The organism is Thioalkalivibrio sp. HL-Eb18, assembly GCF_000364985.1.
Lineage (GTDB): Bacteria > Pseudomonadota > Gammaproteobacteria > Ectothiorhodospirales > Ectothiorhodospiraceae > Thioalkalivibrio.
The window spans coordinates 174506-198400 of record NZ_KB822960.1 but is presented as its reverse complement, the minus strand read 5'-3'; the positions used below and the strand labels follow the sequence as shown (position 1 = coordinate 198400).

The 23895-nt window shown below is 67.5% G+C and carries 22 protein-coding genes; 7 read left to right on the top strand and 15 right to left on the bottom strand.

Going from position 1 to position 23895, the window contains the following annotated elements:
• Positions 1-204 precede the first annotated feature (204 nt).
• Complete coding sequence (locus F813_RS0100980) at positions 205-1926, bottom strand: potassium/proton antiporter (protein WP_017925227.1); 1722 nt, start codon at positions 1924-1926, stop codon at positions 205-207.
• On the opposite strand from F813_RS0100980, the gene F813_RS0100975 reads away from it, so the two are divergent.
• Entirely contained in the window at positions 1925-2965 is a 1041-nt protein-coding gene (locus tag F813_RS0100975) for a lipid A deacylase LpxR family protein (protein WP_017925226.1), read from the top strand. The genes F813_RS0100980 and F813_RS0100975 overlap by 2 nt on opposite strands.
• Before the next feature lie 6 nt (positions 2966-2971).
• On the opposite strand, the gene F813_RS0100970 is transcribed toward F813_RS0100975, so the two are convergent.
• Entirely contained in the window at positions 2972-3898 is a 927-nt protein-coding gene (locus F813_RS0100970; protein ID WP_017925225.1) for an MBL fold metallo-hydrolase, read from the bottom strand.
• Between the two features lie 169 nt (positions 3899-4067).
• Here F813_RS0100970 and F813_RS0100965 point away from each other — a divergent pair, with 169 nt between their 5' ends.
• The 3 genes from F813_RS0100965 (at position 4068) to dut (ending at position 6563) form a co-directional block, all read left to right on the top strand.
• Complete coding sequence (locus F813_RS0100965; protein ID WP_017925224.1) at positions 4068-4673, top strand: DUF502 domain-containing protein; 606 nt, start codon at positions 4068-4070, stop codon at positions 4671-4673.
• 200 nt (positions 4674-4873) lie between these two features.
• Entirely contained in the window at positions 4874-6121 is a 1248-nt protein-coding gene (gene coaBC, locus F813_RS0100960) for a bifunctional phosphopantothenoylcysteine decarboxylase/phosphopantothenate--cysteine ligase CoaBC (protein WP_017925223.1), read from the top strand.
• Positions 6102-6563: a dUTP diphosphatase gene (gene dut / locus F813_RS0100955; RefSeq protein WP_017925222.1), complete on the top strand. Its 462-nt coding sequence runs from the start codon at positions 6102-6104 to the stop codon at positions 6561-6563. The genes coaBC and dut overlap by 20 nt, the downstream gene beginning before the upstream one ends.
• A gap of 18 nt (positions 6564-6581) precedes the next feature.
• Here the strand turns inward: dut and msrA are convergent, their stop codons facing one another.
• From msrA to def, 13 genes are all read right to left on the bottom strand, one after another.
• Positions 6582-7217, bottom strand: a complete 636-nt coding sequence (gene msrA / locus F813_RS0100950; RefSeq protein ID WP_017925221.1) for a peptide-methionine (S)-S-oxide reductase MsrA — start codon at positions 7215-7217, stop codon at positions 6582-6584.
• Between the two features lie 11 nt (positions 7218-7228).
• Positions 7229-8389 carry a PQQ-dependent sugar dehydrogenase gene (locus F813_RS0100945; protein WP_017925220.1) on the bottom strand — a complete coding sequence of 387 codons (1161 nt, stop codon included), beginning with the start codon at positions 8387-8389 and terminating at the stop codon, positions 7229-7231.
• A gap of 25 nt (positions 8390-8414) precedes the next feature.
• Entirely contained in the window at positions 8415-9257 is an 843-nt protein-coding gene (locus F813_RS0100940; RefSeq protein ID WP_017925219.1) for a DNA-formamidopyrimidine glycosylase family protein, read from the bottom strand.
• A gap of 15 nt (positions 9258-9272) precedes the next feature.
• Positions 9273-10250: a lysophospholipid acyltransferase family protein gene (locus F813_RS0100935; RefSeq protein ID WP_017925218.1), complete on the bottom strand. Its 978-nt coding sequence runs from the start codon at positions 10248-10250 to the stop codon at positions 9273-9275.
• The gene (locus tag F813_RS0100930) at positions 10247-10585 is read right to left on the bottom strand and encodes a tetratricopeptide repeat protein (protein ID WP_017925217.1); all 339 of its coding nucleotides are present in this window, start codon (positions 10583-10585) and stop codon (positions 10247-10249) included. Before F813_RS0100930 ends, F813_RS0100935 begins: the two co-directional genes overlap by 4 nt.
• 40 nt (positions 10586-10625) lie before the next feature.
• Positions 10626-12080, bottom strand: coding sequence for a TrkH family potassium uptake protein (locus F813_RS0100925; RefSeq protein ID WP_017925216.1), 1455 nt, complete (start codon positions 12078-12080; stop codon positions 10626-10628).
• A gap of 13 nt (positions 12081-12093) precedes the next feature.
• Positions 12094-13473 (bottom strand): Trk system potassium transporter TrkA, encoded by a 1380-nt coding sequence (gene trkA, locus F813_RS0100920; protein WP_017925215.1) that lies wholly within the window; start codon positions 13471-13473, stop codon positions 12094-12096.
• Positions 13474-13530: 57 nt separating this feature from the next.
• Positions 13531-14910 carry a sigma-54 dependent transcriptional regulator gene (locus tag F813_RS0100915; RefSeq protein ID WP_012983630.1) on the bottom strand — a complete coding sequence of 460 codons (1380 nt, stop codon included), beginning with the start codon at positions 14908-14910 and terminating at the stop codon, positions 13531-13533.
• The gene (locus tag F813_RS0100910) at positions 14907-17117 is read right to left on the bottom strand and encodes an ATP-binding protein (RefSeq protein WP_038059917.1); all 2211 of its coding nucleotides are present in this window, start codon (positions 17115-17117) and stop codon (positions 14907-14909) included. The genes F813_RS0100915 and F813_RS0100910 overlap by 4 nt, the downstream gene beginning before the upstream one ends.
• Positions 17118-17397: 280 nt before the next feature.
• Positions 17398-17967: a DUF4390 domain-containing protein gene (locus tag F813_RS0100905; RefSeq protein ID WP_012983632.1), complete on the bottom strand. Its 570-nt coding sequence runs from the start codon at positions 17965-17967 to the stop codon at positions 17398-17400.
• 3 nt (positions 17968-17970) lie between these two features.
• Positions 17971-19326, bottom strand: a complete 1356-nt coding sequence (gene rsmB / locus F813_RS0100900) for a 16S rRNA (cytosine(967)-C(5))-methyltransferase RsmB (RefSeq protein ID WP_012983633.1) — start codon at positions 19324-19326, stop codon at positions 17971-17973.
• A 3-nt stretch (positions 19327-19329) separates the two neighbouring features.
• Complete coding sequence (gene fmt / locus F813_RS0100895; RefSeq protein ID WP_012983634.1) at positions 19330-20292, bottom strand: methionyl-tRNA formyltransferase; 963 nt, start codon at positions 20290-20292, stop codon at positions 19330-19332.
• Complete coding sequence (def, locus tag F813_RS0100890) at positions 20292-20825, bottom strand: peptide deformylase (protein WP_012983635.1); 534 nt, start codon at positions 20823-20825, stop codon at positions 20292-20294. The genes fmt and def overlap by 1 nt, the downstream gene beginning before the upstream one ends.
• A gap of 144 nt (positions 20826-20969) precedes the next feature.
• Here def and F813_RS0100885 point away from each other — a divergent pair, with 144 nt between their 5' ends.
• Genes F813_RS0100885 through F813_RS0100875 form a run of 3 tightly spaced genes read left to right on the top strand, consistent with a single transcriptional unit; the run spans position 20970 to position 23783 of the window.
• Positions 20970-22139 carry a LysM peptidoglycan-binding domain-containing protein gene (locus F813_RS0100885; protein WP_017925212.1) on the top strand — a complete coding sequence of 390 codons (1170 nt, stop codon included), beginning with the start codon at positions 20970-20972 and terminating at the stop codon, positions 22137-22139.
• A gap of 28 nt (positions 22140-22167) precedes the next feature.
• Positions 22168-23301, top strand: coding sequence for a DNA-processing protein DprA (gene dprA, locus F813_RS0100880; protein WP_017925211.1), 1134 nt, complete (start codon positions 22168-22170; stop codon positions 23299-23301).
• Complete coding sequence (locus tag F813_RS0100875) at positions 23298-23783, top strand: DUF494 family protein (protein WP_017925210.1); 486 nt, start codon at positions 23298-23300, stop codon at positions 23781-23783. The genes dprA and F813_RS0100875 overlap by 4 nt, the downstream gene beginning before the upstream one ends.
• Positions 23784-23895 lie beyond the last annotated feature (112 nt).

The following is a 23895-nucleotide window of genomic DNA, read 5'->3' as shown; positions in this document are numbered from 1 at the left end:
CCGGACGCCCCAGCCCGCTCCCCCCTTCGTCTTCTCGACATTTCGCCGCGCGCGCGCAGCGCCTCAGGCGGCCTAAAAGTATGAAAATTGTCACACCCTGCTTCTGATTCTTATATCAAAGCCCCCAGCTCAAATGAACCTGCAAATGCGATCCATACGGGTTCAATGAGACAAGCCCCTGTCCGGCATCCGGCACCGCCGGTATCAGTGATGCAGCTTCAGGCCGACCCTGGTGATGCGGGCGCCGTCCATCTCGCGGATAACCAGGCGCATCGGGCCGAGATCGACGGCATCCCCAACAACCGGTTCAGCCTGGAGTTCACGGCGCAGGTAGGCCTCCAGGGTGTCGCCCTGGTGCTCGGGCGGGACCGGGGCGCCGTAGGCCATGCCGACCGCGCCGAGCTGGGCGTCGCCATTGAGGGCGAACTCCCCGAAAACGCTGCGCTCGGTCAGGCGCTCCGGCACCTCGTCCTGTGGGACAAACAGGCGGTCGAGGTCATGCAGGTCCGCCGGGGCCACCATGATGTAGAGGTGGTCGCCGGCGTGCAGATCCAGCAACTCCAGGGTGTCCAGCAGCTTGCCTTTGCGCAGATGGGCCACGACCCGCGCGCTGCCCGGAAGACGAAAATTGGACCATGCCTCGCGCACAACCGGCGTAGTTTCGGCCAGGCGGTAGCCGACCAGTTCCATCTCCTGTTGCCCGGGAATGTCCAGCTCGGTGCGCTGTACGCGCGCGGTGGTCGGTGGCAGCTCCAGCCCCAGCCAGCGTGCGGAGGGGGCAACCGTCCAGCCCTGCACCAGTAGCGAGATCAGCACCACGAAGAACACGACGTGGAAGAAGTAACCGGCCAGTTCCAGCCCGGCGAGCAGCGGGAACAGCGCCAGGATGATCGGTACCGCACCGCGCAGGCCGACCCAGGCGATAAAGACCTGCTCGCGCCAGGGGAAGCGGAACGGGAACAGGCACAGCCATACGGCCAGGGGCCGGGCGATCAGGATCAGGACCGCGGCGACCAGCCCCGCGTCCAGGGCGACCGGGGGCAACCCCGAGGGGGTCACCAGCATGCCGAGCATCAGGAACATGCCGATCTGCGCCAGCGAGGCGATCCCGTCGTGGAAGCGCTTGATGTTCTGCGAGGCCTCCAGCGGCCGATTGCCGATCAGCAGTCCCGCCAGGTAGACGGCCAGAAACCCCGAACCGCCCACCAGCCCGGTCAGACCGAAGATCGCCAGCGCCCCGGCCATCGCAAACAGCGGGTACAACCCACCCGCCATCGGCACCCGGTTGATCAGCGCCAGCAAGGCGACCCCCCCCGCCACACCGAACAGGGCCCCCAGCCCCATCTGCTGGACAAACTCGATGGCAACAACCACACCGAACTGCTGATCGGGCATCAGCAGCAGCTCGATCAGCACGATGGTCAGGAAGATGGCCATCGGGTCGTTGGAGCCGGATTCGATCTCGAGCGTGGCGCCGACACGGCTTTTCAGCTCGAGCCCGCGCGAGCGCAACAGCGAGAACACGGCCGCCGCGTCGGTGGACCCCACAATCGCCCCCAGCAGCAGCCCCTCCAGCCAGGACAAGCCCAGCCACCAGACCGCAAACACCCCGGTCAGCCCCGAAGTGACGAGCACCCCGAGCGTGGCCAGCCCCAGGGCCGGCTTCAGCCCGATGCGGAAATTGCGGGCGGGTGTGCGCATCCCGCCGTCAAACAGGATAATCGCGAGCGCCGCCGACCCGACCAGGTAGGCCAGGGTGATATTCTCCACCTCGAGACCGCCCGGGCCCTCCGGCCCGAGCAGCATACCGATCACCAGGAACACCAGCAGCAGGGGCACGCCCAGCCGCGAGGTGATCACGCTCGAAAGGATGCTGCCCAGCAGCACAATGGCCGCCAGGAAGATGATCTGGTTGGAGAGGTCCATGCGTCGATCATACCGGAAGCCCCCGACAACCCGCCCGGCCGGCACGGTACCCGTCCTGGCCTGCGGGCTGGTGGTCGCGCTGGGTCTCGCGGCGGCGCCGGCCGCCGCCGAGCGCGGCGTGGACGCTCTGCACTTCGAGTTCGAGAACGATTTGTTCGCCGGCGAGGACCGCTACTACACCAATGGGTTTCGCATCGGCTGGACACGCAGCGAGGAGCGCGTGCCCCCCTGGCTGCAGCGCGTCGCGGACGCCCTGCCCTATTTCGTGGATCGCGAGGAACGCGGGCGCCTGAAGTCGGCCATCCATTTGGGCCAGAACATGTACACCCCGGAGGACATCGAGCGCTCGCCCGCGGACCCGGACGACCGCCCCTACGCCGGGTGGCTCTATCTGAACTTCAGCCTGGCCGAGGATCACGGCGACCGCCTGGATCGGTTGCAGGTCACCGTGGGCACCGTCGGGCCCGCGTCGCTGGCCGACCGCACTCAGGAGAAGGCCCACAGCTGGTCCAGCGCGCCGCAACCACAGGGCTGGGACGACCAGATCGGAAACGAACCCACGCTGATGGTGGGCTACGAGCGCCAGCTGCGCGGGCGCTCGCATCGCGCCGAGGGCGGCTGGAGCTGGGATGTCACTCCGCACTGGGGCGCGACCGTGGGCAGCCCGTTCACCTTTGCCAACGCTGGTGCGATCGTGCGCGCCGGGCGCAACCTGCCGCGCGACTACGGCCCGCCCCGGATCAACCCCGCGCTATCGGGTTCGCACACCTTCGAGACGGCCGGCCCCGCGGGCGGCTATCTGTTCGCCGGGGTGGATACCCGGCTGATGGCCTACGACCTGTTCCTGGACGGCCCGCTGTTTCGCGACGGGCCCTCGGTGGACAAGCACCCGGCAGTGGGGGAGTTGACCGCCGGGTTCGTGTTCCATCTGGGCGGGGTGCGCCTGGGCTACACCCACGTCTGGCGTTCCCGCGAGTTCAGCGGCCAGGCCAAGGGTGCGGCGGAATTCGGCTCACTGCACGCGACCTGGCAGTTTTAGCGCTTGTCAGAACACCGCCGCCTCGACATCGGGGTAGGTGGTGGCCACCGAGCGGTCGATCTTGTCCTCGAACCCCGGGTAGTCATCAATGATGTGCGCCATGCGTTCGCGGACGAGCGGAACCGTCTCGAAGTCGGCCAGCCCCTGCTCCACGCCCTCCTCGATTGCATCCCAAAGGGTAACCAGGTAGCGCTGCAGACGCGGCAGGGTCTCCGATCCCTCGAGCCGTCCATGGCCGGGGACGACCACATCGGGCTCCAGCGCGATCAGCTCGTCCAGCAGCTCGATCCACTGCGCAACGTCACCATCCCAGACCGAGGGTGCGCGATCGCTGTACACCACATCCCCGGCCAGCAGGATCTTCGTCTGCGGCAGCCAAACGATCAGGTCACCCGGCGAATGGGCACCGCCGGAGGGCAGGATCACCACCTCCTTTCCGCCCAGGTCGCGCGTGATGCGCTCGTCCACGGGCGTATTCGGCAGCAGTGGTGTGGTATCGCCGGTCGCCCCTTCGGTCATCTCGCGAAAGTTCTCGACCCAGGTCTCGGCCTCCGCCTCCATGCGCTCGATGGCCTCGGGGCCGGCCATGATCTCCGGATCGTCTTCGGCGAAGGCATGATTGCCCAGCCAGTGATCCCCATGACTGTGGCTGTTCACGATCCAGCGCACCGGCTGATCGGTCACCTCGCGAATCGCCTCGCGCAGGGCCACACCCATGGTCTCGGACGAGCCCGTGTCGAACACGAGTACACCGTCGTCGGTCACCACGAACGCCATGTTCGCGTTCCAGCCGAGGTTCTCGCGGCTGGGGAAATCCCGCGCCGGCGTCATGACCGCATAGACGCCCGGAGCCACGGCCTCGGGCTGCATCTCGTAATCTTCGGGCACCGCCGGCTCGCCGGCCGACAATGAAGCGGTCAAGGCCGGCGCCATGGCCAAACCTGCCAGTACAACGCATAAGGGTTTCCATCCCAGCATCGCGGTCACTTCCCAATGGTCTTGTACACTCAAAAGTAGACCCGCCAGCGTTCCGAAAGTGCACGGCATCGCGCGTGGCCTCGAAACTGGTAGGATCGGGACTTCCCTGGGATGGAGACGGCTGGTGCGCAAGATTTCCCGGACCTTCCTGACCGGCCTGGCGGCAATCCTGCCGCTGGTCATCACCCTGGCCCTGCTCTGGTGGCTGGGCAGCACGGCCGAAAAGGTCCTCGGTGGTCTGCTGGGTGCGATCCTGCCCGATGCCCTGTACTTCCCGGGCCTCGGCATCCTGGCCGGCCTCGCTCTGGTGTTCGCGCTGGGCGTGCTGCTCCAGGCCTATGTGGTGCGTGGGCTGTTCGACTGGATGGAATCGCTGATGCAGCGCATTCCGGTCATCAAGACCATCCACGGGACCGTGCGCGACGTCACCAACCTGCTCTCCGGCGACATCCACAAGCGTTTCGGGCAGGCCGTGCTGGTGACCTTTCCCGGCAGCGACTTCAAGCTGGTCGGCTTTGTCACCCGCGAGGATTTCGATGGCCTGCCGGACAACCTGGGCGGCCCGGAGACCATCGCGGTGTACATGCCCATGAGCTACCAGATCGGCGGCTACACCCTGATGCTCCCGCGCGAACGCATCGAGCCGCTGGACCTGTCGCTGGAGGACGCCATGCGCTATGCCCTGACCGCCGGCGTCTCCGCGCGCCAGGAAAGGGGCAACGTTGACTAGGAGCCGGTCGAATTTGGGCGATCGTCGCGAGCATGGTGGGAGAGTGAGGCCACTTTTTCGGTCTCTCGAGGCGCATAGTGGGAACGATGTAACGATAGAGAGCGAAAAAAGGGGCCGCTCTCCCGCACGCGCCGCCGATCAGCCCCAAGTCCGACAGGCTCCTGGAGTTTCCCCGGGGCTAAACGGGTAGAATTCGCCGCATGACGGAACACGATTCCAAGCCACGGATACTGGTCGGCGTCAGTGGCGGCATCGCTGCCTACAAGGCCTGCGAGCTGGTGCGCGAGCTGAAGCGCGCCGGCTGCCAGGTGCGCGTCGTAATGACTGCGGGCGCACAGGCCTTCGTGACCCCACTGACCTTCCAGGCCCTGTCCGGCGCGCCGGTGCGCACCGAGCTGCTGGATGCCGAGGCGGAATCCGGCATGGATCACATCGCCCTGGCACGCTGGGCGGATCGCATCGTGGTCGCCCCGGCCAGCGCCAGCCTGATCGCCCGCTACGCCCAGGGCCTGGCCGACGATCTGCTGAGTACGCTGCTGCTGGCCACCACCGCGCCGGTCGCCCTGGCACCGGCGATGAATCATCGGATGTGGGCCCACCCGGCCACGCAGGCCAACGTCGCGACCCTGGTCGAGCGCGGCGTAACCCTGATCGGGCCGGACAGCGGCGACCAGGCCTGTGGCGAACAGGGCGAGGGCCGCTTGCGCGAGCCGGCCGTCATCGCGCGTGAACTGCTGCAACCGGCACACGCGCCGCTGGCCGGACGCCATGTGCTGATCACGGCGGGCCCGACCTTCGAGCCGATCGATCCCGTACGTTTTATCGGCAACCGCAGTTCGGGACGCATGGGCTTTGCCCTGGCCTCGGCCGCACGCGACGCCGGTGCAGACGTGACGCTGATCCACGGACCGACTGCCGAGTCCGTACCCGCGGGTGTCGAGGGAATTGCCACCGAGACCGCCGCCGCCATGCACGCGGCGGTGATGGAACGCCTGCCGGAAACCGATATCCTGATCGCGGCCGCGGCCGTGGCCGACTATCGCCCGTCCGCACCGCAGGACCACAAGGTCAAGAAATCCGACCCGATGATGCACCTGGCACTGGAGCGCACCCGGGACATCCTGGCCGAGGCCGCCAGCCACGCGGCCACCCTCCCCCGACGCCCATTCCTGGTCGGCTTCGCGGCCGAAACCGAGCATCTGCGCGAACACGCGGAGGCCAAACGTCGCGCCAAGGGACTCGACCTGATCGCCGCCAACCGGGTCGGCGAGGGCCGCGCCTTCGGCACCCCCGACAACGAACTGCTGTGCCTCTGGGAAGGTGGCGAACGCCGACTCCCCAACCAGCCGAAGACCCAGCTGGCCCGGGCATTGATCGACCTGATCGTCGAGCGCCTGGCCGAATGCGAAACGGATCAAGGAACCCCGCATGCCCGCCCCCGAGATTGACCTGAAGATCCTGGACCCGCGCATGGGCGCGGACTTCCCGCTGCCCGCACCGGCCACCGACGGCTCGGCCGGCGTCGATCTGCGCGCGATGATCGAGGCCCCGCTGACGCTGGAGCCGGGCGCCGCCGAACTGATCCCGACCGGGCTCTCGATTCATATCGAGGACCCGGGCTACGCCGGGATGATCCTGCCCCGCTCCGGGCTGGGCCACAAGCACGGTCTGGTGCTGGGCAACCTGGTCGGCCTGATCGACGCCGACTACCAGGGACCGCTGATGGTCTCCTGCTGGAACCGGGGCACCAGGGCGTACACCTTGGAAGTGGGCGAGCGCCTGGCGCAACTGGTGATCGTGCCGGTGGTACAGCCGCGCTTTCGCGTGGTCGAGGACTTCGAGGAGAGCGCCCGTGGCGTCGGCGGCTTCGGCTCCTCCGGCCGCGGATGACCGCGACCCGATGATCCCTCAGCCCGAGGGGTAGGACACGCCCAGCCCACCCAGGCCGCAGTAGCCGTTGGGCACCTTGGCCAGGTACTGCTGGTGGTAGTCCTCGGCGAAGTACCAGGCATCCAGCGGCTGGATCTCCGTAGTGATGGGGCCACGCCCTGCCGCGTCCAGCGCGGCCTGATAGCGCTCGCGGCTGACCTCGGCGGCCGCCTGCTGCTCGGCCGAGTCCACGTAGATCGCGGAGCGGTACTGCGTACCTACGTCGTTGCCCTGGCGCATCCCCTGCGTCGGGTCGTGGCTCTCCCAGAACACGCGCAGCAGCCGATCCAGCGAGACCCGCACCGGATCGAACACCACCCGCACCAGTTCGGTGTGCCCCGTCTGACCCGAACAGACTTCGCGGTAGGTCGGGTTCGGCGTGTAGCCGCCACCATAGCCCACGCTGGTCGAGTACACGCCGTCGGTCTGCCAGAACAGGCGCTCCGCACCCCAGAAACAGCCCATGCCCACATGCAGCACCTGCAGGCCATCCGGGTACGGGGGCGCAAGCGGCGTACCCAGCACCATGTGACGGGGCGGGACCGGCAGGGGGTCATCGCGCCCTGGCAAGGCCTCCTCGGGCGCGGGCAGGCGCGGCTCGGACATTGCAAACATTACGCGTTCCTTCAGTCGGTCGGGGTGAGCCGGATCAGCTCGCCCGGGTTGTGATCGGTGAGCACCCAGATCGCACCGTCGTGCACGCGCACATCGCGGATGCGGCGACCGAGATCGGGTAGCAGATCCACCTCTTCCACCAGCTCGCGATCTTCGAAGGTCAGCTTGCGCAGAGTCTGGCCTCGCAGACCGCCCACCAGCAGATCGCCATCCCAATCGGCAAAGGCCGGATCGCGCAGGATCGCCATGCCGGATGGAGCAATGGCTGGCGTCCAGTGATGCAGCGGCGACTCCATCCCCTCCTTCTCGGTAAGACCCTCGCCGACCAGCCCGCCAGAATATTCGCGGCCCTGACTGATCACCGGCCAGCCGTAGTTCAGGCCGCGTTCGATGATGTTGACCTCGTCACCGCCACGCGGGCCGTGCTCGTTCTGCCAGAACGTACCGGTCTCGGGATCGATCACCATCCCCTGCGAGTTCCGGAGTCCCCAGGCCCACAGTTCCGGCCGGGCCTCATCGTCGTCCGCCAGCGGGTTGTCGTCCGGGACCGAGCCGTCATCGTGCAACCGAACGATACTGCCGATGTGGGTAGACGTGTCCTGCGAATGATCGCGATCCCCGCGATCGCCGATACTGATATACACGTAATGGTCCGCGTCAAACACGATGCGCGAGCCAAAGTGACGCCCGCCACGCACGGCCGGCTCGGCGGAGAACAGGATCTCGACATCGTCGAGCGTGCCGTCGGCAAACTGACCTCGGGCGAGCCGTGTGGTCTGGCCACCATCGGCCTGGGCGGAGTAGGTGAAGTACAGCCAGCCGTTGTCTTCGAACTCGGGGTGCAGAGCGAGATCCAGTAGCCCGCCCTGGTTCTGCGCAACCAGATCGTCCGGCAGGCCGGACACCAGATCGCCACGCCCCTCGAAGTTCGACACATCCGGGAAGTGGCGCAACTGCCCCGGGCGTTCACTGATCAGGGCACCGCCATCCGGCAGGAAGGCGATCGCCCAGGGGTGGTTCAGTCCCTGCTGCACCACCTCGCCCCGCAACTCGCCATCCGCGGCGGAGAACTCCTCGGCCGCGATCCCGGCCGAGCCCCCGCAGGCCACCAGCAGGCCGCCAAACAGGGGCGCCGCCAGCAGGCGACCCGGGGTCCATGCATGCGCTGTCATGTTGCGCTCCTCCGCTGAAACCTGGTTATTGGTGGTCGCGGGGCCTGTCGAGGTTCCCCGGCTGGCAGGAGGGGCACCAGTAGGTGGCGCGCAGGTGCTCGCCCAGTAACGCCCGTTCCACTGGCGTCCCGCACGTCCGGCAGGCCTGGCCCCCACGCCCGTACACATGCAGGTACTCGTCCGTCTCGGCCCGCGCGCGCGTAATGCGCGGCCCTGGCTTCAGGTTGCGTCGCAACAGACGTGCGGAATCGCAGTAGATATCCAGCAAGTCGCGATCCGTGATCGCGCCGACCGGCGTCAGCGGGTACCGGCCTTGCAGGAACAGCACCTCCGACTTGTAGATGTTGCCAATGCCCGCCGCCAGCGACTGATCGAGCAGTACATCCAGGATCGGCCGCGCGGGATCACAGTTCGTGCGGATGCGTTGGACGACCTCATCCAGCTCCACAGTCGCATCCAGAAGATCCGGCCCTACCCGCGCGTCCAGTCGCTCCGGATCGGCTCGCCCCTCCGACAATAACTGCCAGGCGAGTTCGCGCGGATGGAAACAGACCAGCACTCGATCCGCCAGCCGCAGCACGGCCCAGGCCTGATGCTGCGGCTTGTGCCAGACGGCCCCGGGCGCGTACTGGTGCCAGGTCCCGTACATCCCCAAATGCGTGCGGAGGCGCCAGGCCCGGCCCGCGGCATCCTCCAGCGCGATCAGCAGATGCTTGCCACGAGCGCTCACCCTACGCACGGTCATCGCCCCATGCTCCACCAGTACCGCACCGCGCCGCGCGCGCGTCGCCACCGACTCCAGGGGGGCACCAGCCAACGCCGGACCAAGCACCCGGGCCAGCTTGTGGATGGTATCGCCCTCGGGCATCGCGGGAAGCGGAGATCAGCGCTTGCGGCTGGGGTAGAGCGGGGGTTCGCCCTCGGGGCGGGTGCGGAACAGGCGCATGGACCACAGGTACTGGGCCGGGGCCTGTTCGATGCCGCGCTCGATGGCCGTGTTCATGGCGCGTGCGTCCGCCGACTCGTCGTCGCTGGGGAAGTCGTCCAGCGGAGGCCACAGGCGCATCACGTACTGGTCGCGGGCGCTGTCGTACCAGGCGAAGCTGGGCAGCACGGCCGCCTTCGACATGCGCGCCAGACGGCCCAGCGCGGTGAGCGTCGCCTTGGGGACACCGAAGAAGTCGACGAACACCGCCCCCTCGGCCCCCAGATCCTCGTCCGGCAGGTAGTAGAAGAAACGGCCGCGGCGGAGCTGGCGAATGGCCGGGCGCAGGCCCTGCTCGCGGGCGAAGATATCACCCGAGTAGCGTGTACGGCTGCGATGGTTGATCCACTCCAGCACGGGATTCTTCATCGGCTTGGCGAACGAGACGCCGTCGTACATCTGGCTCATGCGCACGCCGCCGTAGTCCAGCGCCAGCGAGTGCGGGGCGAGGACGATCACCGGCGTACCGGCCGCCTGCAGGCGCTCGTAGTGCTCCAGCCCCTCGATGCGGATGCGCGCGGCGTGCTGGCCGGGCTTGCCGAACCAGAGCAGGCCGTAGTCCAGCACCGTCTGCGCCTGGTAGCGGTAGTAGGCCTCCATGCGCTTCTCGCGCTCGGCCGGGGTCATCTCGGGGAAACACAGTTCGAGGTTGCGCTCCACCACCGCGCGGCTGCGCCCGGCGCCCCTGCGGATCAGCCGCCCGAGCCCCCGGGCCAGCGCATGCACGGCCGGGCGCGGCATCTCCTGCAGCACCCAGGCCACGCCCAGCAGCAGCCAGCTGCCCCAGTAGCGCGGGGCGAAATGACGGGCGGTCAGCGGGGCCCGATAGGCACCTGCCTCATGGCGCGAGCGGGTCTCCCCGGCCTGTTCGCTCATGCACCCTCGCCCGCATCGAGCTGCTTGCGTGCGCGCTTCGCATAGACCTCCATCTCCTTCGCCGCCTGCAGGTCGCCCTTGTCGGTGGCGATGGCAATGCCGCGTTCGCAGGTGGACAGCGCGGCCTGCGGCCGCTCCAGGTCTACGAGGGTCTTGGCCAGCAGCTTCCAGGCGGCGGAATAGCCGCCATCCAGTTCCAGCGCGCGTTCCAGGTGCGGGATCGCGGCCTCTTTCTGGCCGTCGGTCGCCAGGGCGTTGCCCAGCGAAAAGCGCAGCATCGCGGAGTCCTGTCCGCCATCCAGCATGTTCTGGAAGCGTTCGATCATGTCACTCATGGGGCACCTCCATCGCCACGTGCCATTCAGTGACTGCAGGCTAACGCCGCCAGAAGGCCGGCGACAGAAGCACCAGCACGGTAAAGATTTCCAGACGCCCCATCAGCATCGCCAGCACCAGCACCCACTTGCTGAAGTCGTTGATCGACTGAAAGTTGGGCCCGACCTCGCCCAGCCCCGGGCCCAGATTGTTCAACGTCGCCGCGACCGCGGAAAACGAGGTCACCTGATCGAGCCCGGAGGCCATCAGCGCCAGCATCATCACCACGAACACCATCACGTAGGCGGCGAGAAAGCCCCAGACCGCCTGAACCACCCGGTCCGGCGCCTCTTTACCGTTCACCTTGACCGCAATGCGCGCATGCGGATGAATCAGGCGCTTGATCTCGCGCAGCCCCTGCTTGACCAGCAGCAGTACGCGCACCACCTTCATCCCGCCACCGGTGGACCCGGTGCAGCCACCGATAAAGGACAGGAAAATCAGCAGGACCGGCAGGAACCCCGGCCACAGATAGAAGGCATCGGTGGCATAACCCGTGGTGGTCGCAATGGAAACGACATGGAACACCCCGCGGCGCAGGGCGTCACCCGCCTGGTCGGTGAAACCACTCCACAGCATGTAGCTGACCACAATTACGGCAGCGGAACCGAGCAGCAGCAGGTAGGTACGCAACTCCTCGTCCCGCTGATAGGGCTTCCAGGTTGCGCGATGAAGCACCAGAAAGTGCAGCGCGAAGTTCATCCCGCCAAGGATCATGAACGCGATCGCGACCGTCTCGATCGCCACCGAATTGAAGTGGCCAATACTGGCATCGTAGGTCGAGAAACCGCCGATGGCCACCGTGGTAAAGGAGTGAGCAACCGCATCGAAGGCCTCCATCCCGGCGGCCCAGTAGGCCAATGCACAGGCCACGGTCAGACCCAGATAGATGTACCAGAGATTGCGCGCGGTCTCCGCGATGCGCGGGGTCAGCTTGTTGTCACGGATCGGGCCCGGGGTTTCCGCCTTGAACAGCTGCATGCCGCCCACACCCAGCAGCGGCAGGATCGCGACCGCCAGCACGATGATGCCCATGCCGCCCAGCCATTGGAGCTGCTGGCGATACCAGAGAATCGCGCGCGGCAGATCATCCAGTCCGGTGAGCACCGTCGCGCCCGTCGTGGTGAGCCCGGACATGGATTCGAAGACGGCGTCGGTAAACGAGACTGGCAGGTTGGGGTCCAGCACCAGTGGCGCCGCCCCGGCAATCCCCAGCCCCAGCCAGAACAGCACGACAAGGATAAAGCCGTCGCGTACCTGCAGATCACAGCGCGCCTTGTACAGCGAGCCCCAGAGGATCCCGCCAATTAGCAACAGCAGCGCGAAGGCCTGGAGAAACACCCAGGCAGTGGCTTCGCCGTAGAGAAACCCGATCGCCGCGGGGGGCAGCATGGTCAGGCTGAACAGGGTCAGCAGAACCCCGAGCAAGCGGGCGGTGGATGCGAGATGCAGCATCGGCCAGGGAGCCCTAGAAGAACAGGGCGGAGGGCTGGAACAGGCGCTGCACCTGCTTGACCTTGCGCCGGTCGGTCAGGAACAGGATCACGTGATCACCCGCCTCGATCACCGTGTCGTGGTGCGGGATGATCACGTCCTCGCCGCGCACCACCGCGCCCACGCTTGTGCCCTCGGGGAAGTCGATCTCCTCGATCTGCCGCCCCACCACCTGCGAGGTGCGGGCATCGCCGTTCACCACCGTCTCGATGGCCTCGGCGGCGCCGCGACGCAGGGTGTGTACGGTGGCCGTGCCACCCTCGCGTACGCGCGCCAGCAGTGCGCTGATCGTCGCCTGCTGCGGCGAGATCGCGACGTCGATGGTGCCGCTTTGCAGCAGATCCACATAGCTCGGGCGATTGATCAGCGACATCACCTTGCGCACGCCCCAGCGCTTGGCCAGCATGCCGGCAAAGATGTTCGCCTGGTCGTCATTGGTCACCGCACAGAAGACGTCGTTGTTCTCGATGCCGATCGATTCGAGGAAGCGATCGTCCGCACTGTCGCCATGCAGGACCAGCACATTGCTGGGCAGCGAGCGCGCCAGGTGGTCGGCGCGGTCCGGGTCGCGCTCGATCACCTTGACCCGATAGCGCTTGCTGAGCGTCTCCGCCAGGCGCTCGCCGATATTGCCGCCACCGGCGATCATGATGCGCTTGTACGGCTTTTCCAGCTTGCGCAGCTCCGAGGTGACCGCACGGATGTTCTTCTTCGCCGCGACGAAGAAGACCTCGTCGTCGGCCTCGATTACGGTGTCGCCATCCGGCTGGATGGAGCGGTTCTTGCGAAAGATCGCCGCCACCCGCGTGTGGATGCCCGGCATGTCGCTTTGCAGATTCTTCAGCTCGTGCCCGACCAGCGGCCCCCCGTAGTAGGCGCGCACACCGACCAGCGAGACCAGCCCCTCGGCGAACTCCAGTACCTGCAGCGAGCCCGGATGCTCGATCAGGCGGTGGATGTGGCGGGTGACGATCGCCTCCGGCGAGATCAGCATGTCCACCGGCATCGCGTCCTGGGCGAACAGCTCCGGGGTCTCGTGGTAGTCCCGCGAGCGCACGCGGGCGATCTTGGTTTCGACATTGAACAGGGTCGAGGCGACCTGACAGGCGATCATGTTCACCTCGTCGGAGTCGGTCACCGCGATGACCATCGAGGCATCCTGCGCCCCGGCGGCCTCCAGCACGCTGGGGTGCGAGGCGAAGCCGTTCACCGTCTTGATGTCGAACTGATCCTCCAGCTCGGCCAGGCGCTCGGCGCGGGCGTCGACGATGGTGATGTCGATGCCGTCGGCGCTCAGGGCCTCGGCCAGTGACTGGCCCACCTGCCCGGCGCCGAGGATGATGATGTGCTTCATGCGTCTCCCGTCCCGGAGATGTCAGGGCATCGTGCCTGGGAAACGAAGGCTGGCCTCTCAGCCGTCGGCCTTCACCCGTTTTGGATCGATGCCCAGTGCCTTGAACTTGCGATAGAGGTGGGTGCGCTCCAGCCCCACCCGCTCGGCCAGCCGTGTCATGTTGCCTTCCGAGCGCTCCAGTTGCTGGATCAGATACTCGCGCTCGAACTGCTCGCGCGCCTCGCGCAGCGGCAGGTCGGGGATCGCCAGTGCCCCATCCTCGAACTCCTCACCGCGCTGCGGCTGGCCGGTCAGGGTGCGCTCGACCTCGTCGCGGGTGATCTCGTCACCGGAGCCGAGGATCATCAGTCGCTGCACCAGGTTACGCAGCTCGCGCACGTTGCCGGGCCACTGATACTGCTGCAGCCGCTCCAGCGCCGGGCGCTGGAACAGCCGCATCGGCAGGCCTTCCTGCTGATGCAGATGGCGCATATGGTAATCCAGCAACTCCGGGATGTCCTCCGCGTGCTCGCGCAGCGGCGGGATCGCCAGCGGCAGGACGTTCAGCCGGTAATACAGATCCTCGCGAAACCGGCCCTGCTCCACCGCCTCGCCGAGATCGTGCTGGCTGGCGGCGATCACCCGAACATTGACACTGATCGGCTGATCGCCCCCGATCCGGGTAATGCGCTGGGTGTCCAGGGCGTGCAGTAGCCGGCCCTGTGTCTGCATGTCCATCTCGGCGACCTCGTCGAGGAACAGCACGCCACCGGCGGCTTGCTCCAGCAAGCCATAGCGCACGCGATCGCCCTGCTCGCTGCCGAACAGCTCGGCCACGGCCTCGTCGCCCGACAGCGAACCGACCGAGACAACAATGAACGGGCTATCCCGCCGCGCACTGCGCGCATGCAGCAACCGGGCAAAGGTCTGCTTGCCCACCCCCGGCTCGCCCGTGATCAGCACCCAGGTGTCGTGTTGCGCCATGCGCTGCACCTGGTCGCGCAGGTTCACCATCACCGCGCTGCCACCGACCGGATCGGCGACCGTGCCGGCATGGCGCTTCAGGCCCACGTTCTCGCGCTGCAGGCGGGCGGCCTCCAGGGCATTGTTGAGCGTGATCAACAGCTTGTCGATCGACAGCGGTTTTTCAATGAAGTCGTAGGCACCCAGCCGCGTGGCGTCGACGGCGGTCTCCACGTTGCCGTGGCCGGAGATCATCACCACCGGACAGGGCAGACCCTCGTCGTCGCCCCACTCCTTGAGCAGGGAGATCCCGTCGCCATCCGGCATCCAGACATCGAGGAGGATCAGATCCGGGCGGCGGCTGCGGCGCTGGGCCTTGGCCTCGGCCACCGAGCCGGCCAGCGCCACCTGGTAGCCCTCGTCCTCGAGGACATCCTGCAGCAGCATCCGGATATCCGGTTCGTCGTCGACGACCAGTACGTACGGTTCGCTCATTCCGGTTCCTCGTGGGCCAGGGCCTGCGGGGTATGTTCGACCGGGATGCGAATGCGGAAAACCGCCCCACCTTCACCCGCCGGTTCATTATGGCACTCAATCATGCCGCCATGTTCCTCGACGATCTTCTGCGCGACCGCCAAACCGAGACCGGTTCCACGCGGCTTGTCGGTGGTGTAGGGCTCGAAGATGCGTTCCAGCAGCTCGGGCTTGATCCCCGGGCCCGTGTCGGTCACCCGCAGCTCGATATGCGGCCCAGTCGGATCGTCCAGATAGGCAGTGGCAATATGCACCACGAAGGCCTCCTGGTCTTTGCCGGCCTCCAGCGCGTTCTTGATCAGGTTGTGCAGCAGCTGTCGCAGGCGTCCGGCGTCGCCCCGAATCCCGGGCAGGTCCGGCTCGAGGTCGGTCTGCACACGGGAATGGCCGTCGGAATCGACATACAGCTCGCAGACATCCTGGATCAGCTGGTTCAGGTCCACCGATCCCAGCTCCAGGCGCGGGGCCTGGGCGTAGTCGCGGAAGGCGTTGACCAGCGTCTTCATTGCCTCCACCTGCTGAATGATCGTGCCCGTCGCGCGATCCAGGACATCGCGGTCCGCCCCGTCCAGGACCTTGCCCAGCCGGCGCGACAGGCGCTCGGCCGAGAGCTGGATCGGGGTCAGCGGATTCTTGATCTCGTGCGCCAGGCGCCGGGCCACCTCGCCCCAGGCGGCATCGCGCTGCGCCTTCAGAAACTCGGTCATGTCATCGAACACGATCGCGTGCAGGCCGCGACTGGAGCCCGAGGTTGGCAGCCAGACGGCACGCGTCATCAGCACCTTGCGCCCGGAACGGGTAAACACGACGACCTGCCGCGACCACTCGTCTTCCTGGCGCGCCAGGGCATCGTTGATCGCCTCGAAGAACTGCCCGACCAGCGGACACTCGGCGCCCAGCTCGGAGATCGGACGCGTGCGGGCGCCCTGCAGGTCGCACTCCAGGATCTGGCCGGCGGCCTCGTTCGCGGTGCGAAGGCGCAGACTGCCATCCAGCGCGAGCACGCCGGAGCGCAGGTGCTGCAGGACACTCTCCAGGTAGGCGCGCTCGGCATCCAGCAGGCGGCGGTTGCGCTCGGCCTCGTCACGCGCCTCGTTCAGCGTGCGCGTCATGGCGTTGAACGACTGCACCAGAAAGCCCAGTTCGTCCGCCCGCTGCACCGCGAGCCGGGTGGAATAGTCGCCAGCGGCCACCAGCCGTGTCCCCTGCACCAGATCGGAGATCGGACGCACCATGCGCCGCGCCACCAGCAGCCCGGCCCACAGGGCCGCCATCAGCGAGATCGCCAGCGCCAGCGACAGGGTGAAGATAAAGCCCTGGATGATCGGGCCGCGCAGGTAGGCGAACTCGCGGTAGCCGGCAAAGGCGTCCTCCACGCGTTGCGACAGGGCCGACATGCGCGGGTCGACCGGGTAGATCCCCTGCAGGATGCGGTTCTCCGCCCCCGGCCTTCGACTGCTGGTGGTAGCCACCACACGGATGACCAGCGAGCCGTCGGTCTGCGGTTCCAGGCGCGAATACGGCTGCTCCGGGCGCACGCGCATCAGGATATCGGCCCCCGGGGGACTGGGCAGGCGGCGGATCGGGCTGTCGGTGGAGGAGGCAATGATGCGGTTGTTGGAGCCGACCAGCGTCAGTTCCTGGGCCCCAACCTGACGGCGGTAGTCATTCAACGCCAGCGGAACCAGGCCCTCCGAGACCCCTTCCAGCTCGCTCATCATCTCCTGCGTCTCGGTCGCCAGTTGGCGCACACGCAGATCCAGCGACGAACGCGACAGCTCCAGGGCATCCTCCAGCGCAGAGTCCACGCGCACGTCGAACCACGAATCCACGCCCTCGTTCAGGAACTCGAAGGAGAAGTAATAGACGACCGACACCGGCAGCACCGCGACCAGCATGACCCCCCCTACCAGCCGCAGCGTCAGGCGACTGCCGGGAACGCCCTGGCGATACTGAGCAACCATGCGGACGAACTGGTGGACGATCAGGCCACCCAGTACCAGCAGGATCGCGGCGTGGAATACCAGCAGCCACAGGAACAGCTGCTCGAAGCGGGCCTGGTCCTGCGCCGCCCCGCCCATGACCACCAGCGAGGTCAGCAGCAGCAGGAACAGCAGGCCCATGCCCAACAGGCCCCATGGGAAGCGTCTTAGGGAAACGCTGATCAATGTACACACTCGCGTTGGTAACCCAGGTTTTCCGAGACAAGGCGCGTCGTGCAGGGGGTAGTGGTTCTATCCGCCCGTGTTTGATGGATTCGGGGCGCAACGCGGGATCGGGAAACCTGGGTTGCCAACCTCAAGGGGCTCGGCCGCCCGTTATTGACAAAAACGGGCGCGGGAACGGCGTTGCGGCTCCCTTGTGCAGAATGACTGCACGGCAGTCGCCGCGCCTTGTTCGCACGCAAAAGCGACGAAGCAGCGGGCGTGTACATTGACCAGCGTTTCCCTAATCCAGTGACCATCGATGCCACTCCCGCCGGGTGGTGAGGTCACCGCGCAGACCGGCATCCAGCTGCAGCGGCAGGGGCAGCGCCGAATACACGAGCAACAGCCGCGCGGCCATGTTGTAATCCTCCGGCCGCTCGCGCACCGCCCCCGGGACGCCATGCATCGGCAGGCGCCCGAGTCGACGGGCCACATACTCCAGGGCATCGCCCAGGGTCGGCTTGAGCTCCATCCGGTCGTCGTTCACGTCGGTTACCAGGTAATACCGGTTCAGCGCAAAGTATTGCAGCTTGACCCGGCGTGTCTCGTGCTGCACGGACTCCCGCCCCAGCCAGCGATCCCGTTCGATCCGGGCCTCGGCCTCGAATTCCAGCGTGACCCCGTTGGCCAGCGCGTCCTCCAGCACCTGCGGCAGTCGCATGTCGAGCACAAGGCGCACCAGCAGGGTGTCATCGTCCATCCACATGTGCCGGGCGTCGCGGATCTCCAGGGCCTGCGCCGCACCCGGGACCAGCGCCAGCACAAGCGACCACGCCAGCAGCAATCCGATCGGCGACCGCCCCGCGCGCATGTCCTAATCCTTTGTTAACAACGCGTAGTAGAAGCCATCGCCGCCTTCCAGGCCCAGCGGCAGCGCCCAGCCGACCGAGCGTGCGTGCGCGCCGGCGATCGGTGGACCACCCTCGGGCTCCAGCGCTCGGGCATCCGGCATCCGCTCGAGAAAGCCTGCGACCACCGCGTCGTTCTCCTCCGACAGGAGCGAACAGGTCGCATACAACAGGCGTCCGCCGGGACGCAGCAGCCCCCAGGCCGCCTCCAGAATGCGCGCCTGCTCCGCCGCCAGGCGCGGGATGTCGTCGGCACGGCGCAGGGTCTTGATGTCCGGGTGACGCCGGATCACCCCGGTCGCCGAGCAGGGGACATCGAGCAGGATCGCATCGAAGGGCCGACCATCCCACCAGGCATCGGGATCGGCGACATCGGCCGCGGTCAGTTGCGCGGCGAAACCCAGGCGGTCGAGGTTCTCGCGCACCTGCACCAGGCGCTCGGCGTCGCTGTCCAGCGCAGTGAGCTGGAGATCACCACCCGCCCGTTCCAGCAGATGACCGGTCTTGCCACCCGGGGCCGCGCAGGCGTCCAGCACGCGTTCGCCCGGCTGCGGATCGAGCAGCACCGCCGCCCACTGCGCGGAGGCGTCCTGCACCGAGAGCCGGCCCTCGGCAAAACCGGGCAGCTGGGCGACGTCGGCGGGTTCGTCAAGGGTCAGGGCCGCCTCCAGCTGAGGATGCGCCTGTGCCGGGTGTCCCGCCGCGACCAGCGCCTGAAGGGCCTCCTCGCGCGAGGTGCGAGACAGGTTCACGCGCAGGGTCATGGGTGCGGGACGGGTGGCCGCCTCCAGCAACGTCTCCCAGTCGTCGGGCCAGGAGGCGCGGATCGTCTCCAGCAGCCATTCCGGAACGGCGAAACGCAGCGCCGGGTCTTCCCGGACCGCTGCCTCCAGCGCATCCTGCTCGCGCTGCGCGCGCCGCAGTACCGCATTGATCAACCCCACCGCACCGGGGCGATGGATGGCCCTCGCCAGCTCCGCGGTCTCGCGCACCGCCGCGTGGTCGCGGGTGGAGAAATGCATCAGCTCGGCCAGCCCCTGGGCCAGCAGCACACCGATCACCGCGTCCTTCTTGCGCAGCGGGCGCTCCAGGAACCCGTTCACCAGCGCCGACAGCTGCGGATACCAGCGCAGCGTAGTGTAGGCCAGCGCCTGCACCCAGGCCGCGTCGCGGGCGTTCAGCCCCTCGGTTGCGTGCTCGACCGCGCGCGTCAGGGAATGCCCCTGCAGTACGACCCCCTCGGCCGCCTCCAGCGCCCGCTGGCGCGGGGAGCGCGAGTCCACCCGCGAGGGTACGATGCGTCCGGCGCGCTTGCCTGCCATCGCCTAGCGCCCCGCGAGGCGCTGCCCCGCCAGCGCCGTAGTGTTGGCCCAGTCCGCGGCCGCAACCGGGCGCCTGCCCGGCAGCTGCACGGTCTCCAGACGCAGCCGGCCCTCCCCCGTGCCGACTTCCACCCCGTCGCGGCCCGCGGCGCGGATGGTGCCCGGCTCCGGGTCCGCCGGGCCGGGCAGCGGGCGCGCGGCATGCACGCGGATCACCTGCTCGCCCCAGCGCGCCTGGGCGACCGGCCAGGGGTTGAAGGCCCGCACCTGGCGATCCAGTTCCACCGCCGGGCGGGCAAAGTCCAGCCAGGCCTCGTTCTTCTCCAGCTTGTGCGCGTAGGTCGCGTCGGCATCGTCCTGGGGTTCCGGCTGCGAACGCCCCGCGAGGATCTCGGGCAGCCACTCCAGCAGCAGCTCGGCGCCCAGTGTGGCCAGCGTGTCGTGCAGCTCGCCGGTGGTCGTCGTCGCCGTGATCGGGGTCGAGCGACAGGCGTGCACCGGCCCCGTGTCCAGGCCGGGCGCCATCTGCATCAGGCAGACCCCGGTCTCGGAATCGCCGGCAAGGATCGCGCGGTGGATCGGTGCGGCGCCGCGCCAGCGGGGCAACAGCGAAGCGTGGATGTTCAGCCCGCCCCGGCGGGGGATTTCCAGCACCGCGCGCGGCAGGATCAGCCCGTAGGCCGCGACGATCAGGATATCCGGGCGCCAGGTGGCCAGTTCGGCCTGGGCCTCGGGCGATTTCAGGGATTCCGGCTGCCGCACCGGGATACCGGCCGCCTCGGCGGCGACCTTGACCGGGCTCGGACGCAGCTGACGCCCACGCCCCGCCGGGCGATCCGGCTGGGTGTACACGGCCACGGGCCGCGGGCCGCACTCGATCAGGGCCTCCAGCGCGGGGACCGCGAAGTCCGGCGTGCCGGCGTAGACCACGCGCGGCCTTGGAACATCCTTGTCGCTTTGCGTCATCAGACGGCGGGCGCCGCGGCCTTGTCTCCCGCGCCAGTCCGCGCGCCCTGCTTCTCCAGCTTTTTGCGGATGCGGTTGCGCTTCAGGCTGGAGAGGTAGTCCACGAACAGCTTGCCGTCGAGGTGGTCGATCTCGTGCTGGATGCACACGGCCAAAAGGCCGTCGATGTCGAGTTCGAAGGGCTCGCCATCGCGGCCGAGGGCGCGCACGCGGATACGATCCGCGCGTTGTACCTTCTCGTAGAAACCGGGCACCGAGAGACAGCCCTCGTCCATCTCCTCCTCGCCGGAGGTCTCGAGGATCTCGGGGTTGATCAGCACATGCGGCTCGCTCTGGTCATCGGAAACATCCGCGACCAGCACCCGCTTTTGCACGTTGATCTGGGTGGCCGCCAGACCAATGCCCGGCGCGTCGTACATCGTTTCCAGCATGTCGTCGACCAGGGTGCGGATCTCGTCGTCCACCGTCTCGACCGGCTCCGCCTTCAGGCGCAGGCGGGGATCCGGGAAATGCAGTATTTCGCGCTTGGCCATGAAAAACCTCAAACTTTGTACTGTACAGATGCCGCAATTCTGCTAACGTTGGACCGCATTATCCGCGGAATTGCGTCATCCGCATGGGGCCGGGCTATAGCAAAGGAAGGCTCGGGGAGCGCGCGGATCTGACAGGGGACAGCAATGTACAAGACCAGGGCGACCACGACCTTCGTTCTGCCGGGCATTTTACTCAGTGTAACGCTGTTGCTCGGCGCCTGCGCAGCCACCCAGACCGAAGAGGGAGCTGCTACCGCCGAGGACACCGAGGCCACGCAAACGGCCCGCAGCGAGGACACCTCCCGCGAAACCGCCCGGGCTGCCGAGACCCCGGAGCCGGAACCCGAAATCCGCGAATCCGCTCCCGAACGCTACGTGGTCCGCGAGGGCGACACCCTGTGGGACATCGCCGCGATGTTCCTGCGCGATCCGTGGTACTGGCCGGAGATCTGGCTGGTGAACCCCGAGATCGAGAACCCGCACCTGATCTATCCGGGCGACATACTCAGCATCTACTACGTGGATGGCGAACCGCGCATCACCGTGGATGGCGGCCCGCGCGTGCGCCCGACCAAGCGCCTTTCACCCGAGATTCGCGTAGTCGATCGCGATGAGGACGCGACCCCGATCTCCACCCTGCAGTCGTTCATGTTCCGCCCGCAGGTGCTGGACGACGAGACACTGGAGAACGCCCCCTACATCCTGGCCTCGCAGGACGAGCGCGTGATCTTCGGCCCGGGCGACCGTGTCTACGTGCGCAACGCCGAAGACACACAGCAATACGACCTCTATCACATCGTGCGTCGTGACGGAGAGCTGGTGGACCCGGACACCGGCGAGAACCTGGGCATCGCGACCCTGCCGATTGGCGAGGCGGAGATCGTCGAACCCGGCAACGTGGCGCGCGCGAACATCCGCAAGGGCGAGCGCGAGGCGATCCGTGGCGACCGTCTGGTCCCCTATGCCGACGAACAGGACATGCTGTTCGAGATCGGGCGCCCGCCGGAGGACACGGAGGGCACCATCATCTCGCTGTTCGACGCGATCAGCCAGATTGGTCAGCTGCAGGCCGCGATCATCAACCGTGGCGAACGCGACGGCATCGAGAACGGCCAGGTAATGACCGCCTACACCGCCGGTCGCCAGGTCCGCGACCCGGTCAGCGACCGGCCGAACGAAGTCGTGACACTGCCCGAAGAGTCCGTCGGCACGGTGATGGTGTTCCAGACCTTCGAGAAGGTCTCCTACATCCTGGTCACTGAATCGGAACGCACCCTGCGCGAAGGCGACAAGGTCCGCCATCCGTCGCGCTGACCCGCTCGCACGGGCATCCGCACCACCGATGACCGGCGACCGGGACCGGGCGGCGCATCACCGCGACTGGCTGGAACTGATCAACACCCCGGGGCTGGGACACCAGCGCCTGCTGCATCTGGTTGCGGCCTTCGGCAGCCCCGGTGCCGCCCTGGCCGCAACCCGTAGCGAATGGCGGCGTCACGGCGTCGAGCTGGACATCGACTCGGCGGCCCGGCAGGCAGGGGCCGATGCCGATCAGGCCTGGCTCGACCAGGACGAACGGCATCACCTGCTCTGCCGGGATGACCCCGACTACCCGCCGCTGCTGGCCGAACTCCCCGACCCGCCTCCCGTCCTGTACCTCAATGGTGACCCGAGCCTTCTGCATCGGCCGCAAATCGCAATCATCGGCGCCCGCGAGTGCACGCCGCAGGGCGAACGCCTGGCCGGCGAGTTCGCGCGCGAGCTCGCCGGTGCCGGCGTGATCGTGACCAGCGGCATGGCACGCGGCATCGACGGGGCCGCCCACGAGGGCGCCCTGGCCGCCCCCGGCGGCCGCACGATCGCAGTCGTCGCGACCGGCCCGGACCGCATCTACCCGGCGCAGCATCGCCGCCTCGCCCACCGCATTGCGGATCACGGCCTGGTCGTCTCCCTGTGGCCGACCGGCACGCGGCCGCTGGCGCGCAACTTCCCGCAGCGCAACCGGGTGATCAGCGGCATGGCCCTGGGCACGGTCGTGGTCGAGGCCGCGCTGAAGAGTGGATCGCTGATTACCGCCCGCTTGGCGGCGGAACAGGGCCGGCAGGTCTACGCGGTGCCGGGCTCGGTATTGAGCCCGGTCAGCCGCGGCTGCCATCGTCTGATCCGTGACGGGGCGCAACTGGTGGAATCGGCCGACGAGGTGCTGGAGGACCTGGCGGACTGGCTTGGTGTCGCCCCCGGGGAGACACCCGAAACACCGCCGGAACCGGCCCGGGAACCACTGGATCCGGAGCAGGAACGCGTGCTGAACGCGATGGGTTTTGACCCGATCCCGCTGGAAACCCTGCGGGATCGCACCAAATTGACCATCGAGCGCCTTTCATCCATGCTGGTTTTGCTGGAACTCAACGGCCGTGTGGCCGCCCTCGACCACGGGCGCTACCAGCGCCTCGACGCAGGATCCCCTGAATCATGAACGAAAGCGTGCTGGATGTGCTCATGTACCTGTTCGAGCACACCATGGACGAGGAATCCGACGAGGAGCCGGATCGCGCGGAACTGGAACGCCACCTGGTGGAGGCCGGTTTCGCCCGCCCCGAGATCGACCGCGCCCTGGGCTGGCTGGATCGCCTGATGAGCGAGGCCCCCCTGACCGGCCGCGGAGGCGACGGCGCGGCCCAGCGCATCTACGCGCCGGAGGAGCGCAAGCGCCTGGATACCGAGGCGCACGGCTTCCTGCTGCACCTGGAGCAAAACGGCCTGCTGACCGCCGGCACCCGCGAGCTGGTGCTGGACCGCGTAATGGAGCTGGACGCCGAGGAGATCGACCTCGACCAGCTGCGCTGGGTAGTGCTGATGGTGCTGTTCAACCAGCCCGACGACGCGATCGCCTACTCCCGCCTGGAAGAGGTGATGCGCGACGACGCCGGCCCCTCGGCCGTGGATTATCTGCACTGAATCCACCGTCCTCCGCAGACAATGCGGTAGCCACGAGCGTTTTCCTCATCTAGTCTTTAGCGCCCGTGAACCCGGTCGCTGCCATGCGACCGCGATCGCCCCGATACGGAAC

Bases quoted from the DNA above. Each gene is read 5' to 3' on its own strand.
- coaBC (WP_017925223.1), top strand. From the start codon at position 4,874: ATGACGGAACACGATTCCAAGCCACGGATACTGGTCGGCGTCAGTGGC.
- dprA (WP_017925211.1), top strand. From the start codon at position 22,168: ATGACCGGCGACCGGGACCGGGCGGCGCATCACCGCGACTGGCTGGAA.
- dut (WP_017925222.1), top strand. From the start codon at position 6,102: ATGCCCGCCCCCGAGATTGACCTGAAGATCCTGGACCCGCGCATGGGC.
- trkA (WP_017925215.1), bottom strand. From the start codon at position 13,473: ATGAAGCACATCATCATCCTCGGCGCCGGGCAGGTGGGCCAGTCACTG.
- F813_RS0100885 (WP_017925212.1), top strand. From the start codon at position 20,970: ATGTACAAGACCAGGGCGACCACGACCTTCGTTCTGCCGGGCATTTTA.
- msrA (WP_017925221.1), bottom strand. From the start codon at position 7,217: ATGTTTGCAATGTCCGAGCCGCGCCTGCCCGCGCCCGAGGAGGCCTTG.
- fmt (WP_012983634.1), bottom strand. From the start codon at position 20,292: ATGACGCAAAGCGACAAGGATGTTCCAAGGCCGCGCGTGGTCTACGCC.
- F813_RS0100935 (WP_017925218.1), bottom strand. From the start codon at position 10,250: ATGAGCGAACAGGCCGGGGAGACCCGCTCGCGCCATGAGGCAGGTGCC.
- def (WP_012983635.1), bottom strand. From the start codon at position 20,825: ATGGCCAAGCGCGAAATACTGCATTTCCCGGATCCCCGCCTGCGCCTG.
- F813_RS0100930 (WP_017925217.1), bottom strand. From the start codon at position 10,585: ATGAGTGACATGATCGAACGCTTCCAGAACATGCTGGATGGCGGACAG.
- F813_RS0100915 (WP_012983630.1), bottom strand. From the start codon at position 14,910: ATGAGCGAACCGTACGTACTGGTCGTCGACGACGAACCGGATATCCGG.
- F813_RS0100970 (WP_017925225.1), bottom strand. From the start codon at position 3,898: ATGGCGCCGGCCTTGACCGCTTCATTGTCGGCCGGCGAGCCGGCGGTG.
- F813_RS0100975 (WP_017925226.1), top strand. From the start codon at position 1,925: ATGCGTCGATCATACCGGAAGCCCCCGACAACCCGCCCGGCCGGCACG.
- F813_RS0100905 (WP_012983632.1), bottom strand. From the start codon at position 17,967: ATGCGCGCGGGGCGGTCGCCGATCGGATTGCTGCTGGCGTGGTCGCTT.
- F813_RS0100980 (WP_017925227.1), bottom strand. From the start codon at position 1,926: ATGGACCTCTCCAACCAGATCATCTTCCTGGCGGCCATTGTGCTGCTG.
- F813_RS0100945 (WP_017925220.1), bottom strand. From the start codon at position 8,389: ATGACAGCGCATGCATGGACCCCGGGTCGCCTGCTGGCGGCGCCCCTG.
- F813_RS0100925 (WP_017925216.1), bottom strand. From the start codon at position 12,080: ATGCTGCATCTCGCATCCACCGCCCGCTTGCTCGGGGTTCTGCTGACC.
- F813_RS0100940 (WP_017925219.1), bottom strand. From the start codon at position 9,257: ATGCCCGAGGGCGATACCATCCACAAGCTGGCCCGGGTGCTTGGTCCG.
- rsmB (WP_012983633.1), bottom strand. From the start codon at position 19,326: ATGGCAGGCAAGCGCGCCGGACGCATCGTACCCTCGCGGGTGGACTCG.
- F813_RS0100875 (WP_017925210.1), top strand. From the start codon at position 23,298: ATGAACGAAAGCGTGCTGGATGTGCTCATGTACCTGTTCGAGCACACC.